The organism is Microbispora sp. NBC_01389 (genome assembly GCF_045040095.1).
Lineage (GTDB): Bacteria > Actinomycetota > Actinomycetes > Streptosporangiales > Streptosporangiaceae > Microbispora.
On sequence record NZ_CP109552.1, the window covers coordinates 6,944,024 to 6,959,313 of the forward strand.

General features: G+C 72.7%; 14 protein-coding genes. 6 read left to right on the forward strand and 8 right to left on the reverse strand.

From position 1 onward, the window contains the following. Positions 1-209: 209 nt before the first annotated feature. Entirely contained in the window at positions 210-671 is a 462-nt protein-coding gene (locus OG344_RS30630; RefSeq protein WP_405086068.1) for an ATP-binding protein, read from the forward strand. On the opposite strand, the gene OG344_RS30635 is transcribed toward OG344_RS30630, so the two are convergent. The 5 genes from OG344_RS30635 to OG344_RS30655 all read right to left on the reverse strand — a co-directional run bounded on the left by OG344_RS30635 (position 620) and on the right by OG344_RS30655 (position 6,733). Continuing rightward, positions 620-2,452, reverse strand: coding sequence for a hydantoinase B/oxoprolinase family protein (locus OG344_RS30635; RefSeq protein ID WP_405086069.1), 1,833 nt, complete (start codon positions 2,450-2,452; stop codon positions 620-622). The two genes, OG344_RS30630 and OG344_RS30635, sit on opposite strands and share 52 nt — an antisense overlap. Next, positions 2,442-4,484, reverse strand: coding sequence for a hydantoinase/oxoprolinase family protein (locus tag OG344_RS30640; RefSeq protein WP_405086070.1), 2,043 nt, complete (start codon positions 4,482-4,484; stop codon positions 2,442-2,444). The genes OG344_RS30635 and OG344_RS30640 overlap by 11 nt, the downstream gene beginning before the upstream one ends. Positions 4,485-4,600: 116 nt before the next feature. After that, a complete protein-coding gene (locus OG344_RS30645; RefSeq protein WP_405086071.1) occupies positions 4,601-5,278 on the reverse strand; it encodes a DsbA family protein in 678 nt (225 codons plus the stop codon). Between the two features lie 52 nt (positions 5,279-5,330). Next, entirely contained in the window at positions 5,331-6,077 is a 747-nt protein-coding gene (locus OG344_RS30650; protein WP_405086072.1) for a carbon monoxide dehydrogenase subunit G, read from the reverse strand. Positions 6,078-6,142: 65 nt separating this feature from the next. Further along, the gene (locus OG344_RS30655) at positions 6,143-6,733 is read right to left on the reverse strand and encodes a MarR family winged helix-turn-helix transcriptional regulator (protein WP_405086073.1); all 591 of its coding nucleotides are present in this window, start codon (positions 6,731-6,733) and stop codon (positions 6,143-6,145) included. Between the two features lie 113 nt (positions 6,734-6,846). Here OG344_RS30655 and OG344_RS30660 point away from each other — a divergent pair, with 113 nt between their 5' ends. The 5 genes from OG344_RS30660 to OG344_RS30680 all read left to right on the forward strand — a co-directional run bounded on the left by OG344_RS30660 (position 6,847) and on the right by OG344_RS30680 (position 11,487). Then, positions 6,847-7,911 (forward strand): alkene reductase, encoded by a 1,065-nt coding sequence (locus OG344_RS30660; RefSeq protein WP_405086074.1) that lies wholly within the window; start codon positions 6,847-6,849, stop codon positions 7,909-7,911. Between the two features lie 421 nt (positions 7,912-8,332). Next, positions 8,333-9,856, forward strand: a complete 1,524-nt coding sequence (locus OG344_RS30665) for a cytochrome ubiquinol oxidase subunit I (protein WP_405086075.1) — start codon at positions 8,333-8,335, stop codon at positions 9,854-9,856. Between the two features lie 11 nt (positions 9,857-9,867). After that, positions 9,868-10,779: a cytochrome d ubiquinol oxidase subunit II gene (gene cydB, locus OG344_RS30670; protein WP_405086076.1), complete on the forward strand. Its 912-nt coding sequence runs from the start codon at positions 9,868-9,870 to the stop codon at positions 10,777-10,779. Positions 10,780-10,837: 58 nt separating this feature from the next. Next, positions 10,838-11,098 (forward strand): type II toxin-antitoxin system VapB family antitoxin, encoded by a 261-nt coding sequence (locus OG344_RS30675; protein ID WP_405086077.1) that lies wholly within the window; start codon positions 10,838-10,840, stop codon positions 11,096-11,098. Then, complete coding sequence (locus OG344_RS30680; protein WP_405086078.1) at positions 11,095-11,487, forward strand: type II toxin-antitoxin system VapC family toxin; 393 nt, start codon at positions 11,095-11,097, stop codon at positions 11,485-11,487. Before OG344_RS30675 ends, OG344_RS30680 begins: the two co-directional genes overlap by 4 nt. 6 nt (positions 11,488-11,493) lie before the next feature. Here the strand turns inward: OG344_RS30680 and cutA are convergent, their stop codons facing one another. The 3 genes from cutA to OG344_RS30695 are packed head-to-tail and all read right to left on the reverse strand — an operon-like array spanning position 11,494 to position 15,268. Then, on the reverse strand, positions 11,494-13,878 hold the full coding sequence (gene cutA / locus OG344_RS30685; RefSeq protein WP_405086079.1) for an aerobic carbon-monoxide dehydrogenase large subunit: 2,385 nt from the start codon (positions 13,876-13,878) through the stop codon (positions 11,494-11,496). Next, positions 13,875-14,396 carry a (2Fe-2S)-binding protein gene (locus OG344_RS30690; protein WP_405086080.1) on the reverse strand — a complete coding sequence of 174 codons (522 nt, stop codon included), beginning with the start codon at positions 14,394-14,396 and terminating at the stop codon, positions 13,875-13,877. The genes cutA and OG344_RS30690 overlap by 4 nt, the downstream gene beginning before the upstream one ends. Next, positions 14,393-15,268: an FAD binding domain-containing protein gene (locus OG344_RS30695; RefSeq protein ID WP_405086081.1), complete on the reverse strand. Its 876-nt coding sequence runs from the start codon at positions 15,266-15,268 to the stop codon at positions 14,393-14,395. Before OG344_RS30695 ends, OG344_RS30690 begins: the two co-directional genes overlap by 4 nt. Positions 15,269-15,290 lie beyond the last annotated feature (22 nt).

Below are 15,290 nucleotides of genomic sequence, written 5' to 3' on the forward strand. Positions count from 1 at the left end.
GGAGCTCCACGTTAGGCGATCGATCGGTCTCCCGCCCTCGTTTCCCGCCGCCTCCGGCCCTCACGACGCACGGACCGCGCACCCGGGACGCACCGGCGGCACACGGACGCCTCTGCGAGGCGCCGCGGCGCGGCTGTGAGGCGTCCTGTGCTCTCCTACGCTCGCCGCGTCGCCTCACCCGCCCTGCCCACGGAAAGGGAAGGATCTGCATGAACGACGACAGCGACCTCCGGGGAGTCCGGCAGCTGAGGCGGGCCGTGTTTCCGGCCGAACGGTCGTCCGTGGCCGCTGTCAGGAGGTGGGTGCGCGAGTTCGTCGCGGATCACCCGCGAGCGGACGACGCGGTGCTGCTGGTCTCAGAGCTGGTGACCAACGCGATCGTGCATACGCGGTCGGCCGCCGTCGGCGTCGTGGTCCTCTTCGAGGAGGACGGCGGCCTGCAGGTCGAGGTCGTCGACGAGGGAGGGGAGGCGGGTCCGTGCGTACGCGCCCGCTCCTCCGGCGAGCCGCCTGAGTCGGGGCACGGGCTGCGGCTGCTGCGCGCCCTGGCCGACCAGTGGGGGTTCTCCGAAGAGCGTCCGCACCGCGTGGTGTGGTTCGCCTTCGCTCCCGGTGGCGCTCACACGATGTCGACCTCGGCGTGCGGGAGGCCGCCGGAGAGCCGGGGATAGCCGGGCCCGCGGTCGAAGAAGGCCGCGGGCGTCGTCTCCCGCAGCCGCTCCCGCAGGCGCGCCGTCGCCTCGGCGTCCACGACGAGGTCGTCGCGGGTGCCGGTCAGGACGACGCCGTAGTCCTCACGCGCGCCCTCGAAGGAGACCTTCCCGTCGCGGACGTCGGCGGCGACGCGCTCGGCCGGCCGGTCGTACGGCGAGCCCCAGCCGCCTCCCCCGGTCGTACGGATGCGGATGACCTGCCCGGCGCGTACGGGGAAGTCGTCGACCAGGCCCTCCATCTCCACGCCGTCGACCGTGACCTGGAAGGGCCGGCCGGCCCGGCCGCCGTTGACGCCCCAGCACGACAGGATCGAGCGGTCGGCGATCGACATGAACGAGGCGTCCCGCAGCATCCGGATGTGCTTGTCGTAGCCGAGGCCGCCGCGGAACTCCCCCGGCCCGCCGCTGTCCACCGCCAGGCCCAGCCGCTCGACCCGGAACGGCCAGCGTGCCTCGGCGAACTCCGCGGGGATGTTGCGGCTGTCGGGCACGACGTGGATGGTGTCCTCCCCGTCGGCGTACCAGCGCCCGCCCGACCCGCCGCCGAGCACCTCGCGCATGAGGTACGGCCCGTCGTCCGACTCGCCGTACACGCCGGTGTAGCGGATCGTCTCCTGGTCGGCCGGCATCCGGCCGCCGGTCGCCTTGGCCAGCACGCCCGCCAGCACGCCGAGCAGGCGGAGGATCACGAACGTACGGGCGTTGGTGGGCGCGGGGAAGATCGGCGTGAGCAGGGTGCCCTTCTCCGGGAAGACCATCCTGATCAGCGGCACGACGCCCTCGTTGACGTCGAGCTGGGCCATCCGCTCGGGGGTGTCGGCGAGGTTGCGCAGGATCGGCGCCAGCCACTTCTTCAGGAAGACGCCGCCGGCGTAGTCGCCGGCGTGGTTGATCGGCCCCTTGGCCTGCGCCGAGGTGCCGGTGAAGTCGATGGTCAGCGGGGTGTCCGCGGAGTGGTCGACGGTCAGCGTGATCCGCTGGGTGTGCAGGCGCGGCTCGTCCACGCCGTCGTGCTCGGCGTAGTCCTCCCAGACGTGGACGCCCTCGGGAATCTTCGCCAGCAGTTCCCGCCGGAAGGTCTCGGTCGTCGTGGAGATGATCGCGTCGAAGCAGGCCTCGACCGCCTCCCGGCCGTACCGGCCGAACAGCTCGCCGAGACGCCGGGCGCCCATGAGGCAGGCCGAGCACTCGGCGTCGAGGTCCCCCGCCAGTGCGTCGGGCATGCGGGAGTTGCGCGTCATGATCGTGAGGGCGGCGCGGTTGGGCACCCCCTGGTCCCAGAGCCTGATCGGCGGGACCATCAGGCCCTCCTCGAACGCGCTGCGCGCGTGCGAGGGCATCGATCCCGGCACCGCACCGCCGATGTCGTCGTGGTGGCCGAACGCCTGGACGAACGCGACGACCTCGCCGTCGTGGAAGACCGGCACCGTCACGCACAGATCGGGCAGGTGGCCGATGCCGCCCTCGGACAGGTAGACGTCGTTGTGGAAGAACACGTCGCCGGGCCGCATCGTCTCGATCGGGAAGTCGCGGACGACCGGCTGCACCAGCGCCGAATAGGAACGGCCGGTCAGCTTGCGCAGCCGCGCGTCGTGGATGCCGGCCCGGAAGTCGTGCGCGTCGCGGATCATCGGCGAGCGGGCGGTCCGCGCGATCGCGGTCTCCACCTCCGTCTCGACCGAGGCGAGCGTGCCCTCCACGATCTCCACGAGCACGGGGTCGGCGGTCCTACCGGTCATCGCTCACCACCACGAGGTTGCCGTAGTCGTCCATGGTCGCCGTGAAGCCGGGATGCACCGGCAGGGTCGAGCCGTACTCCTCGACGACGGCCGGGCCGCGGACGACGGCGCCCGCGCCGAGGTCGTCGCGGCGGTAGACGACGGTCCTGCCCCACCGCTCGTAGTACACGTCGCGGGTGCCGACCGGGCTCGGCTCGTCCGGCTGGTACGGCCTGCGCGCGAGCTTCGGCCGGGTGATGGGGCCGATGCCGGACACCCGGAGGTTGACCCACTCGACGTCGTGCCGGGGATCGTCGCGGTAGCCGTACCCGTAGAGCCTCTCGTGCTCGGCGTGGAACCGGCCGGCGACCGCGGCGAGCCAGGCGTCGTCCACGGGACCGTCCGGCGCGGCCACCCGCACCTCGTACGCCTGGCCGTAGTAGCGCAGGTCGGCGCTGCGCGCGTACACGTGCTCGGCGAAGCCCTCGCGGCCGAGCGCGTCCGCCGCCTCGGCCTCCAGATCCGCGAGGATCTCGCCGAGCACCCGCGGCGACGGCCCACGGGTGACGTACGTGCGGACGTGGTCGTTCTTCACGTCCACCGTGAGCAGGCCGAACGCGGACACGTTCCCCGGGTCGGGCGGGATGATCGCGGCGGGCAGCCCGAGGACGTCGATCAGCCGGCAGGCCAGCAGCGGGCCGGACCCGCCGAACGCGACCAGCGGGAAGTCCCGCACGTCGAGCCCGCGCTGCACGGTGATCTGCCGGATCGCGTTCGACTGGTTGAACGCGCTGATCTCCAGGATCCCGGTGGCGCAGCGCTCGGGGGTCAGCCCGAGCCGGGCGGCGAGCGCCTCGACGCCCGCCCGCGCGGCGGCGACGTCGAGGCGGATCTCCCCGCCGAGCAGGTGCGGCGGCACCCGGCCGAGGAAGACGTGCGCGTCGGTCACCGTCACCTCGGCGCCGCCTCCGCCGTAGCAGATCGGCCCGGGGTCCGCGCCCGCGGACCGGGGGCCCACCTTCAGCGTGCCCTCCGGGGAGACCCACGCGATCGACCCGCCGCCCGCCCCGACCGTGACGATGTCGATCATCGGGATCTTGCAGGGATAGCGGCCGATCCTGCCCTCGGTCGTCAGCGAGGGCTCTCCGTCTACGACCACCGCCACGTCGGTCGAGGTGCCGCCGCCGTCGAGGGTGATCGCGCTCGGATGCCCGGCGGCGCCGGCGACCAGGGCGGCGCCGAGCGCGCCCGCGGCCGGGCCGGACAGGACGGTCGTGATCGGCTGGTGCACCACCTCGGCCGCCGACAGCACGCCGCCGTTGCTCTTCATGACCGAGAAGGGCCGGCCGAGCCGCTCGGACAGGTTCCCGATGTAGCGCCGCATGATCGGCTTGACCGCCGCGTCCACCAGCGTGGTGACCGACCGCTCGTACTCCCGGTACTCCCTCAGCACGTCGCTCGACAGCGACACGACGGCCTCCGGGTGCTCGCGCTCCAGCACCTCCCGCATCCGCCGCTCGTGGGCGGGGTTGGCGTAGGAGTGCAGGAGGCACACGCCGATCGCGGTGACGCCCCGCTCCCTGAACCACCGCGCGGCGTCCGCGGCCTGCTCCTCGTCGAACGGCCGGACCTCGCGGCCGAGGTGGTCGAGCCGTCCGCCCACCGTACGCACCCGGTGGACGGGCACGATCCGCGGCGGTTTCACCCAGAAGTAGGAGTTGCCGTAGCCGTCCGGCACGCTCTGCCGGGCGATCTCCAGAACGGACTCGAAGCCCTCGGTGGTCACGAACCCCAGATGGGCGGTGCCGTCCGGGCGGTCCTCCAGCAACTGGTTGGTGGCGACGGTCGTGCCGTGGACGAGGGCGGCGACGGCATCGAGGTCCCGGGACCCCCCGTGAGCCTCCAGCACCTTGTGCACGCCTGCCATGAAACCATCGGCCGGGTTGGCAGGAGTGGAGGGAGTCTTGGTCGTGACGACGCGGCCGGACTCCTCGTCGACGAGAACGACGTCGGTGAAGGTGCCGCCGGTGTCTACCCCGATGCGGATGGACATGCTCAGTGTCTATCGAGCGCCGCCACCGGGAAGAACCGGCGCACTCTGCCGAAGAATCCGGACACCGTCGTCAGACCCTGCCTACCCAAACTGCCCACCCGAACCGCCTGGGGGACTCAGACCGCGCAGGCGCCGTCGTCACATCCCGCGCCTGCCTTCTCCTGCGTCGCCGTCTCCTGGGCCGCTGTCTCCCGGGCCGTACGGGTCTCGACCTCACGCAGCGCGGCCACGAGCGTCTCGACGGGCTGCGCGCCCGAGACGGCGTACTTCTCCTCGAACAGGAAGAGCGGGACGGAGCGGACGCCCAGCGCGCGGGCGCGGGCCAGTTCGGCGCGCACCTGCTCGGCGCCCTCCCCGGTGTCCTCGACGCCGGTCTCGGCGGCGAGCCCGGCCAGCGTGCCGGAATCCCCCACGTTCAGGCCGTCGGTGAAGTGGGCCCGGAAGAGCTGCTCTGCCATCGCCCCTCCGCGCCCGGCCCGTTCGGCCAGCCAGATCAGCCGGTGCGCCTCGAAGGTGCCGGCCTGCACCGCCCGGTCGAAGCGGAGGTCCAGCCCGTCCTCGGCCGCCACGCCCGCGACGCGAGCGGTCATCTGGGCCACCTGCCCGGCGCCGCCGAACTTGCGCTCCAGCGCGCGCAGCAGCGGCTCACCGGTGGAGACGCCGTCCGGGTCGAGTTGGAAGGGGCGGTGCGCGACCTCGACGTCCCCCTCGAAGAGGCGTACGGCCTGCTGGAGCCGGTGGTGCCCGATGTAGCACCAGGGACACACGACATCAGAGAAGATCTCGACTTTCACGACATGTCCCAACCGGCGCGCCCTGCAGGCGATTCCCCTTCTCAGACACGAGCTAACGGCGGCGGGAGTTGCGGCCGAGGAGCCAGCCGATGACGGCGCTGCCGAGGGCCACCCCGGCGCCCGTGCCGAAGGCCGCGAGCATCGTCCAGGCCGGCACGCCCTGGCGGGGCGCGGCCGGGGCCTCGCGGGTGAACACCCGGGGCGTCGTGTCCCGGGCCGCGACCGTCACCGCCGGAACGGCCTCGGCCACGGCGGGAGCGGGTCGGGACACGGCTTCCGGCACGGCTTCGGACACGGCTTCGGACACGGCTTCGGACACCGTGGCGGGAACGGCGGAGGCGGACAGCAGGTGCCGTTCGACGGCGGAGAAGAACTCTCCTGCGGTCTTCTTGGCCACCGAGGCGAGCATCCGCTGCCCCACGCCGCCGATCATGCCGCCCACGACGGCCTCGGCGTCGAAGTCGACCCGGGTGCCGCCCTCGGCGTCGCTCAGCCGTACGGCCACGGTGGCCTCGACGGTGCCGGGAGCGCCCTGGCCGCGCGCGCCGAGCGTGAACCGGTCCGGCTCCTCCTGGTCGCGCAGGGCCACCTCACCCTGATAGACGCCCCTGACCGAGGCGACCCCCGCCGTGACCGTCATCGCGTACACGTTCTCGCCGACCGTCTCCAGGCGCTCGCAGCCGGGGATCGTCCGCACCAGGACGCCGGGGTCCTGGAGGGCGTCCCAGACCCGCTTGCGCTCCGCCGCGACCAGCGCGCTGCCCGAGACCTTCATGGCCACCTCCGATGCGAAGCACACCAGAAAATCACCCGTACGGCGAGAACGGCAAGATGTGCCCGGCCACGGCGCGGCGGTGACGTACTTCACACAGCCGGCTGCCGGGAGGCCGTGAACGCGGCGGGAAGCTCTGCCGCGGGAAGCGGGGACGCCGCGGTCTCGCGGCAGACGTTGCGGCGGACCGCCCCCAGCAGGGCGCGGAGGGTCTCGACCTGTTCCGGCGTCAGGCCGTCGGACAGCCGCCGGTGGAGCTCCTCCTCGACCCGGCGGACCTCGGGCCGCAGGGCGTCACCCTCCGGCGTCGTGCTCACCACGCTGACCCGCCGGTTGCCAGGGGAAGGCGCGCGGCTCACGAACCCACCGCGCTCCAGCCGTTGCAGGCTCTTGGTCATCGTGGACATGTCGATGCCCACCGCCGCGGCGAGCCGGTTCTGGGACATGGGCCCGTTGGCCCACAACGCGTTGAGCACCCGGTCCTGACCGGGATAGAGGCCGATCTCCGCGAGCAGCGCGGCGAGCAGGACGCGGTGCCCCAGGGCCGCCTGGGCCATGAGGCAGCTCAGGCTGTCCGGGTCCTCTCCGGGCGCCACTCCGCACCCCGCCCCGGACGTCGCCCCGGACCCCGCCCCGGACGTCGTTACGCACGCCCCCGCGCCGTCCGTCCGTGCTTCCGTCATCACGCCGCCTCCTTGCCGATCAGCCTACCGCTTGCATATTGGTCGGCCAAGTTGTAGGACTGTCTATTGGCCGACCAAGTTGGCCGACCAAGTAATTCCGGAAGGGCTTGATCATGCTGTTCACGCCCCACGACCTCGGTTCCCTCCGCCTGCCGAACCGTCTCGTCATGGCGCCCATGACGCGGTCACGCGCGTATGTGGCGGGGATCCCCTCACCGTTGACCGCGCTCTACTACGCGCAGCGCGCCTCGGCCGGCCTGATCGTCACGGAGGGCGTCCAGCCCAGCGCGGCGGGACAGGGCTACATGAACACCCCCGGTCTGCACACCGACGAGCAGGTCGCCGGATGGCGGGAGGTGACCGACGCCGTCCACGCGGCGGGCGGCCGGATCGTGGCCCAGATCATGCACGCGGGCGGGGTGGGCCACCCCGGCAACACGGGCCGCCTCCCGGTCGCCCCCTCCGCCGTACGGCTCGGCGGGCAGATCTTCACGCCGTCCGGCCTGCAGGACATGCCCGTGCCCGTGGAGCTGTCCACCGCCGAGGTGGAGGCCACGGCCGGCGACTTCGCCGCCGCCGCCCGCCACGCGGTGGACGCCGGGTTCGACGGCGTCGAACTGCACGGCGCCAACGGCTACCTGATCCACCAGTTCCTGTCGCAGAACGCCAACCTGCGCGACGACCGGTACGGCGGGTCGGTGGAGGGCCGGATCCGGTTCGCCGTGGAGACCGCGAAGGCCGTCGCGGACGAGATCGGCCCGTCCCGGGTGGGGATCCGGCTCTCCCCCCTGAACGGCGCCCAGGGGCTGGTGGAGGAGGACGCGCACGAGGTCTATCCCGCGCTGGTGTCCGCGCTCGCCGGCCTCGACCTGGTCTACCTGCACCTGCTGGCGACCGGCGGCGCCGAGCTGGACGCGCGCATCCGGGACCTGTGGCCGAACACCCTGATCGTCAACGACCCCGCGGCAACCGACCCGGCGTCCGCCGCCGCGGACCGGCTGCGCTGGGGCGCCGACCTCGTCGCGCTGGGCAAGTCCTTCCTGGCCAACCCCGACCTCCCGCTGCGCCTGCGCGTCGGCGCGACGCTGAACGAGGCGGACTTCAGCACGGCCTTCGGCGGCGATCACCGCGGCTACACCGACTACCCCACGCTGGCCCTCCACCCGGCCGGCGCCTGACCTCCGAGCAGGAGCGCGGGAAGGACCACGCGAGGACCTCCGGTTCGCGGAACCGGAGGTCCTCGCTGTTTCCACGCATATTCCCCATGACGGTCGAGAGAGGGGCTTCCGGCGTCAACCGCGCGGCGTACGGGGGAATCCGCCGCGCGGCGGACGCCGCCCGTGCCGCCGTCCGGCCACTCTTGGTCACGTGCCCCGGCCGGGCGCCCCGGCGGGACGGGACATCTGTCCCTGTTCACCGGGACCACCCGGCAGGCATCGTCCGTACTGCAAGGAACGGGGATCCGGCACCGCGAACCGGGCCACTTCGGCGCGCCCGCGGCTGTGACGAAGATCGCACCTCGCGGGGCCCTAATGCTCTACAGCCTGTAGTACTACTGAATATAGAACTACAAGTCGTAGAGCTCGGCGTGAGGACGACATGGACGCGCTTGACCTGGCACGGTGGCAGTTCGGGGTGACCACCGTCTACCACTTTCTCTTCGTGCCCCTGACGATCGGGCTCGGCGTCTACGTGGCCGGCCTGCAGACCGCCTGGCTCCGTACGGGCCGGGAACACTACCTGCGGCTCACCAGGTTCTTCGGCAAGCTCTTCCTGATCAACTTCGCCATGGGCGTGGTCACCGGCATCGTGCAGGAGTTCCAGTTCGGGATGAACTGGAGCGAGTACTCGACCTTCGTCGGCGACGTGTTCGGCGCGCCCCTGGCGCTGGAGGCGCTGCTCGCCTTCTTCCTGGAGTCGACCTTCCTCGGCCTGTGGATCTTCGGCTGGGACCGGCTGCCCAAGCGGGTCCACCTCGCCTGCCTGTGGGCGGCGGTGATCGGCTCCAACCTGTCGGCCTACTTCATCCTCGCGGCCAACGCCTGGATGAAGCACCCGGTCGGCTACGAGGTCGTGGACGGCCGGGCCCGGATGACCGACCTGTGGGCCGTGCTGACCAACTCGACCGCGCTCGCCCAGGTGCCGCACGTCGTGGCCGCCTCGTTCGTCGTGGCCGGCGGGTTCGTCATCGCGGTCATCGGCTACCGCGTCCTGCGCGAGCGCGGCCTCGGCGTGCTGCCCGGCCGCCGGGCCCACACGATCACCGCCGAGGACGCCACCACGCCGATGCGCCGCCTGCCGGACATGTGGCGGACCGCCCTGCGCGCCGCGCTCGTGATGACCGCGATAGCGGGAGCCGTGGTCGCGGGCACCGGCGACCTGTCCGGTCAGCTCCTGCGTGAGCAGCAGCCGATGAAGCTGGCCGCGGCGGAGGGCCTGCGGCACGACACGGCCGGCGCGCCGTTCTCGATCGCGCCCGGCGTCGAGGTGCCCGGCCTGCTCAGCCTGCTCGCCGCCCACGACCCCGCCGCGACGGTCCAGGGCGTGGACGACATCCAGGCGAGGTACGAGCAGGCGTTCGGCCCGGCCGACTACACCCCGAACCTGCCCGTGGTCTTCTGGTCGTTCCGCGTGATGATCAACTTCGGCATGGTCACAGTCGGCCTTTCCGTGCTCGGCCTGTGGCTGACCAGGAAGCGCCGCGGGCGGCGCGCCGGGCAGCGCGGCGGGCAGCATGGCGGCCTGGGCGAGCCCCTGCCCTCCTGGTTCGCCCGCCTGTGCGTGCTGGCGCTCCCGCTGCCAGCCACCGCGATCATCGCCGGCTGGCTGCTCAGCGAGATCGGCCGCCAGCCGTGGACCGTGCAGGGCGAGCTCATGACGGCCGCGAGCGTGTCGCCCGGCGTCTCGCTCGGCGAGGTCGCGATCACCCTGGCCGTCTTCACGGTCCTGTACGGCGTGCTCGCGCTCGCCGAGGGCGCGCTGCTGCTGCGGCACGTCAAGGCCGGCCCCGAACTGCCCGCCCCGGCCATCCTGCCTCCCTCCGCGCCCCCCACCATGCCCCCCGGCGCGGTCCCGCCGGCGCGGGCGGAGGAGACCCGGCTCACCCCGACCCTCATGTACTGAGGAGCCACGAGATGACGACCTTCTGGTTCATCGTGATCGCCTTCCTCTGGACGGGTTACTTCGTCCTGGAGGGGTTCGACTTCGGCGTGGGCGCATTGCTGCCACTGCTGTCGCGCTCGGAGGCGGACCGCAGGCAGGTGCTCGGCACCATCGGCCCGGTGTGGGACGGCAACGAGGTCTGGCTGATCACCGCGATCGGGGCGATGTTCGCCGCCTTCCCCGCGTGGTACTCCGGTCTGCTGAGCGGCTTCTACCTGCCGGTCTTCCTGGTGGTCACGGGCCTGATCGTGCGCGGCGTCGGCCTGGAGTGGCGCGGCAAGGTCCACTCCCGGCGCGAGGTCGCCCTGTGCGACGCCGGGATCGTCGCCGGCAGCGTGCTGCCCGCGTTCCTGTGGGGCGCGATCTTCGGCAACCTGCTGTTCGGCACGGCCCTCGCGACCGTGCTCGGCGGCGCCCTGTCGCTGTCGGTGGCCGTGCTGCACGGCGCGGTGTTCGTGGCGCTCAAGACGACCGGCGGGGTGCGGGCCCGCGCCCGCCGCGCCGCCCTGCTGGCGGCGGTGGGCGCGGTGCCGGTCGCGCTCAGCACGCTGCCGTCCGTGCCCGGCAGGGGGCCGCTGTGGACGCTCGGGACGGCCCTGCTCGCCGCCGCCGCGCTCGCGGCCGGGGTGACGCTGGTGTGGGGCCGCCGGGAGGGCTGGGCCTTCACCGCGACCGCCACCGCGATCACCGCGATCACCGCCACCGTCTTCGGCGTGCTGTCGGCGGCGCCCCTGCCCGGCCTGACCCTGGCCGAGGCGGCCTCCGCGCCCTACACGCTGACGCTCCTCACCTGGATCGGCCTGATCGCCCTGCCCGGCGTCCTCGCCTACCAGGCCTGGACCTACTGGGTGTTCCGCAAGCGCCTCACCGCCGAGATCTCCTGACTCGGGCACGGCGGAAAGGGTAGACTCCGAAGGTACACAGGGCAGAAAGGGGTTGGTCTTGAGCTTGAACATCAAGAATCCCGAGGCCGAACGCCTGGCCGCCGAGATCGGAGCCCTCACCGGTGAGAGCAAGACCGCCGCCGTCATCTCCGCCCTGCGGGAACGGCACGAGCGGCTGCTCTCGAAGCGTCGGCAGCTTGAGGACGCCACGATGGCGGACGACATTCTCACGCTTGCCGCGAAGATCCGCTCTCGAGCGGGCGGGCTTGAGCTGTCCAGCGAATTTCTCTACGACCCTGAGACCGGGCTCCCCACGTGATCATCGACACCAGCGCGATCGTCGCGATCCTCAGAGGGGAGCCGGACGCCGTCGACCTCGCCAGAGCGATCAGGGACGCACCGACGCGACGGATGTCGGCGGGAACCTACCTGGAGTTGGCGGCGGTGGTTGAGCGCGCCCGCGACCCCGCCGCCTCACGGCTGCTGGATGACCTCCTCCTCCGGATAAGAGTGCAGATCATGCCGGTGACAGCTGACCAGGCTCGGACTGCGCGCCGAGCCTACTGGGATTATGGCAAGGGCAGCGGGCACAAGGCGGGACTGAACTTCGGCGACTGCTTCTCCTACGCACTCGCGAGAGAGTGTCAGGAACCGCTGCTGTTCAAGGGCGACGACTTCGTCCACACGGACGTGACACCGGCACTCTGACAGCGATCACGGGGACCGCCGCAGGGTGTGGAGGTCGGAGGGGGAGATGGGCATCCGGTCGATGGGGATGCCCTCGGCGTCCTCGATCGCGGCGGCGATGACGGCGGAGACCGGGATGACCCCGGCCTCCCCGGCGCCCTTGATCCCCAGGGGGTTGAGCGGCGAGGGCGTCTCCAGGTGGGCCGTCTCGATGCGCGGAATCTCCGTGGCGTACGGCATCAGGAAGTCCATGAACGAGGCGTTCAGCAACTGGCCGTGCTCGTCGTAGACCATCTTCTCGTACAGCGCGCCGCCGACGCCCTGGGCGACCCCGCCGTGGATCTGCCCCTCGACGATCATCGGGTTGATCAGCCTGCCGCAGTCGTGCACGACGGCGTACCGCAGGATCCTGATCTCGGCGGTGTCCGGGTCGGTCTCCACGATCGCGGCGTGCATGCCGGCCGCGAACGTCGACCTGACCGGCGAATAGTAGTCGCGGCCCTCCAGGCCGGGCTCCTCCCCCTCCGCCACCGGCGGCCGGTCGTCGGAGGCGGGCCCGGCGAACTGGGTGGCCCGCTTGGCCTCCTCGTCGAAGGCGTACCGCAGCGGGTTGGACAGCACGGCGACGGTCGCCAGCGGGATCGACGCCGACGGCGCGCCGGCCACGTGGACCATCCCGTCGGTGATCTCCAGGTCGCGCGGGTCGGCCTCCAGCGCCTCGGCCGCGATCCGCAGCGCCTTTTCCCTGACCTTCCGGCAGGCCAGCGCGATCGCGTTGCCGCTCATCACGGCCGCGCGTGAGGCGAAGGTGCCCACCGCGTAGCCGAAGCGCCGGGTGTCGCCGGTGACGACCGACACCCTCTCGATAGGGACGCCGAGCTCGGTCGCCGCGATCTGCGCGAACACCGTCTCGTGGCCCTGCCCCTGTGAGGTGAGGCCGGTCGACACGTGCACCCGTCCGTCGGAGGTGATCTGCACATGACCGCCCTCGTACGGCCCGACGCCGGTGCCCTCGACGTAGCAGCCGACGCCGATGCCGATGCTGCGGCCCTCGGCCGCCGCCCGCGCCTTCGCCTCCGGGAAGGAGTCCCAGCCGATCAGCTCCTTGAGCATGCGCAGGGCCTCGGGGTAGTCGCCGCTGTCGTAGATCAGCGGGCGCCCGTCCTGGAATGTCAGGCCCTGGTCGTAGGGGAACTCGTCCGGCTGGACGAAGTTGGCCGCCCTGACCTCCGTACGGTCCCGGCCGAGATAGGCGGCGATCTTGTCCATCGTGCGCTCCATGCAGAACACGCCCTGCGGGCGGCCCGCGCCCCGGTACGGCGTGACCTGCACGGTGTTGGTGTAGACCGAGGAGAACTCGACCCGGTAGGCGCCCACCTTGTACGGCCCCAGCAGCTGGGTCGAGGTGATGATCGGCACGATGATCCCGTACGGCGTGTAGGCGCCGTGGTCGTGCAGGATCTCCACCTCCAGGCCGAGGAGGCGGCCGTCGTCGTCGAAGCCCACCCGCACGTGCTGCACCTGCCCGCGCTCGTGGGAGGAGGAGACGAAGTGCTCGCGCCGGTCCTCGGTCCACTTGACCTCCCGGTTCAGCAGCCGGGCCGCCCAGGGGACGAGGATCTCCTCGGGCCAGGGATGGACGATCTTGACGCCGAAGCCGCCGCCGACGTCGGGCGCGACGACCTCCACCTTGGGCAGCGGCAGTCCCAGCTTGGCCGCGATCGCCATCCGCACGCTGGTGGAGGTCTGCGTGGAGGAGTAGACGCGCAGCGACGCGTCGTCGGCGTCCCAGCGGGCGTACACGCCCTTCCCCTCCAGGGGCGTGCACGCGCTGCGTTCCACATCGAGGCGGAACTCCAGCCGGTGCGGGGCCGCGTCGACCGCCTCCCCCGCCGTCTCGCCCCCGGGGCCGGGCACCTCCTGCACGAGGTGCGCGCCGATGTTGCCCGGCACGTCGTCGTGGACCAGGTGCGCGCCCCCGGCGGCCTCCTCCAGGCCCACGACCGGCTTGAGCACCTCGTAGTCGACCCGGATCAGCGCGCAGGCGTCCTCGGCGAGGTAGCGGTCGCGGGCGACGACCATGACGACCGGCTCCCCGACGTGCCGCACGATCTCCCGGGCCAGCGGGTACGCCGTGCGGCCGTGGGTGAGCGCCGGGTGCGGGATCAGCAGCGGCAGCGGCTCGGCCAGGGCGCCGGGCAGGTCCTCCCAGGTGTAGATCGCGACCAGGCCGTCCACGTCGAGGGCGGCCGACACGTCGACGTCGAGGATCCGCGCGTGGGCGTGCGGCGACCTGACGAAGGCGGCGGCCGGCGCGCCCGCGCCCAGGTCGTCGAGGAAACGCCCCCGCCCGGTGATCAGCCGGGGGTCCTCGCGCCGCTGGACCGGCTCGCCGAACAGCCTGGTCGTCATGCCCCGCCCTCCCCGTCCTGAAGCTCGGCGGCCTGAAGCTCGGCGGCCTGGATCTCGGCGGCGCGGTGGACCGCCTTGAGGATGTTCTGGTAGCCGGTACACCGGCACAGGTTGCCCGCCACGGCCTCCAGCGCCTCCTCCTCCGACGGCGCCGGATTGTCCCGCAGGAACGCGGTGACCGTGCACAGGAACCCCGGCGTGCAGAACCCGCACTGCAGGGCGTGGCACTCGGTGAAGGCCCGCTGGACCGGCGACAGCGCGCCGCCCCGGGCCAGCCCCTCCACCGTCGTGATCTCGTGGCCGTCCACGGTGACGGCGAACGTCAGGCACGACCGCACCGGCTCGCCGTCCAGCAGCACCGTGCACGCGCCGCAGACGCCGTGCTCGCAGCCCACGTGGGTGCCGGTGAGGCCGAGGTCGTGGCGCAGGCAGTCGGACAGCAGCCGCCGCCCGGGCACCGTCGTCTCCCGCACGACCCCGTTGACCGTCAACGTCACGTGGTGGTGGGTCTCGCTCATGATTCCTCCCCGTGGGCCGCGGAGGCGGCGTCCCGCAGCGCCCGTACGGCGAGCACGCCCGTGAGGTGGCGGCGGTAGTCCGCCGTCGCGTGGATGTCGCCCTCCGGCTCGACCAGGTCCCGCACGGCGGCCGCCACCGCGTCCCAGGCCACCGATGCCGCCGGGCGCGGGCCGCAGGCCGCGGTCACGTCCGCGACCACCGGGACCGGTCCCACGCTCACGCAGGCGACGCGGGCGGCGCAGATCCGGAGGTCGTCGTCCAGGGTGACGGCGGCGGCGACCCCGGCCACCGCGTAGTCGCCGTGCCGCCGGGCCACCTCGTGGAAGGCCGTGCCCGACCGCGCCGGCAGTGCCGGGAAGAACGCCGACACGGCCAGTTCGCCGGGCCGCGCCGCCGACTCCATCGGGCCGGTGAAGAACTCCGCGGCCGGCACCTCCCGCTCCCCGTCCAGGCTCGCCAGCCGTACGGACCCGCCGAGCAGGGCGAGGACGGCGGGCATCTCGGCGGCGGGGTCGGCGTGGACGAGGCTGCCCACCACCGTGCCCCGGTTGCGGATCACGGGGTGGGCGACCAGGCGCAGCGCCTGCCGCAGCAGCGGCTGGGCCGCCGCGGCCCCGGGTGAGCGCTCGACGGCGGCGTGGCGGGCGAGGGCCCCGACGCGTACGCCGGACGGCCCGGCCTCGATCCCGTCGAGGCCGGGCACGCGGTTGACGTCGACGACGCGCGCGGGCGCGGCGAGGCGCATGTTGAGCAGCGGGATCAGGCTCTGGCCGCCCGCCAGGACCTTCCCGCCGGGGCCCGCCTCGGCGAGGACGCCGAGCGCCTCGCCGAGGGTGGCCGGGCGGCGGTAGTCGAACGGCGGCGGCTTCACCGCGTCGTCCGGACCACGCGCC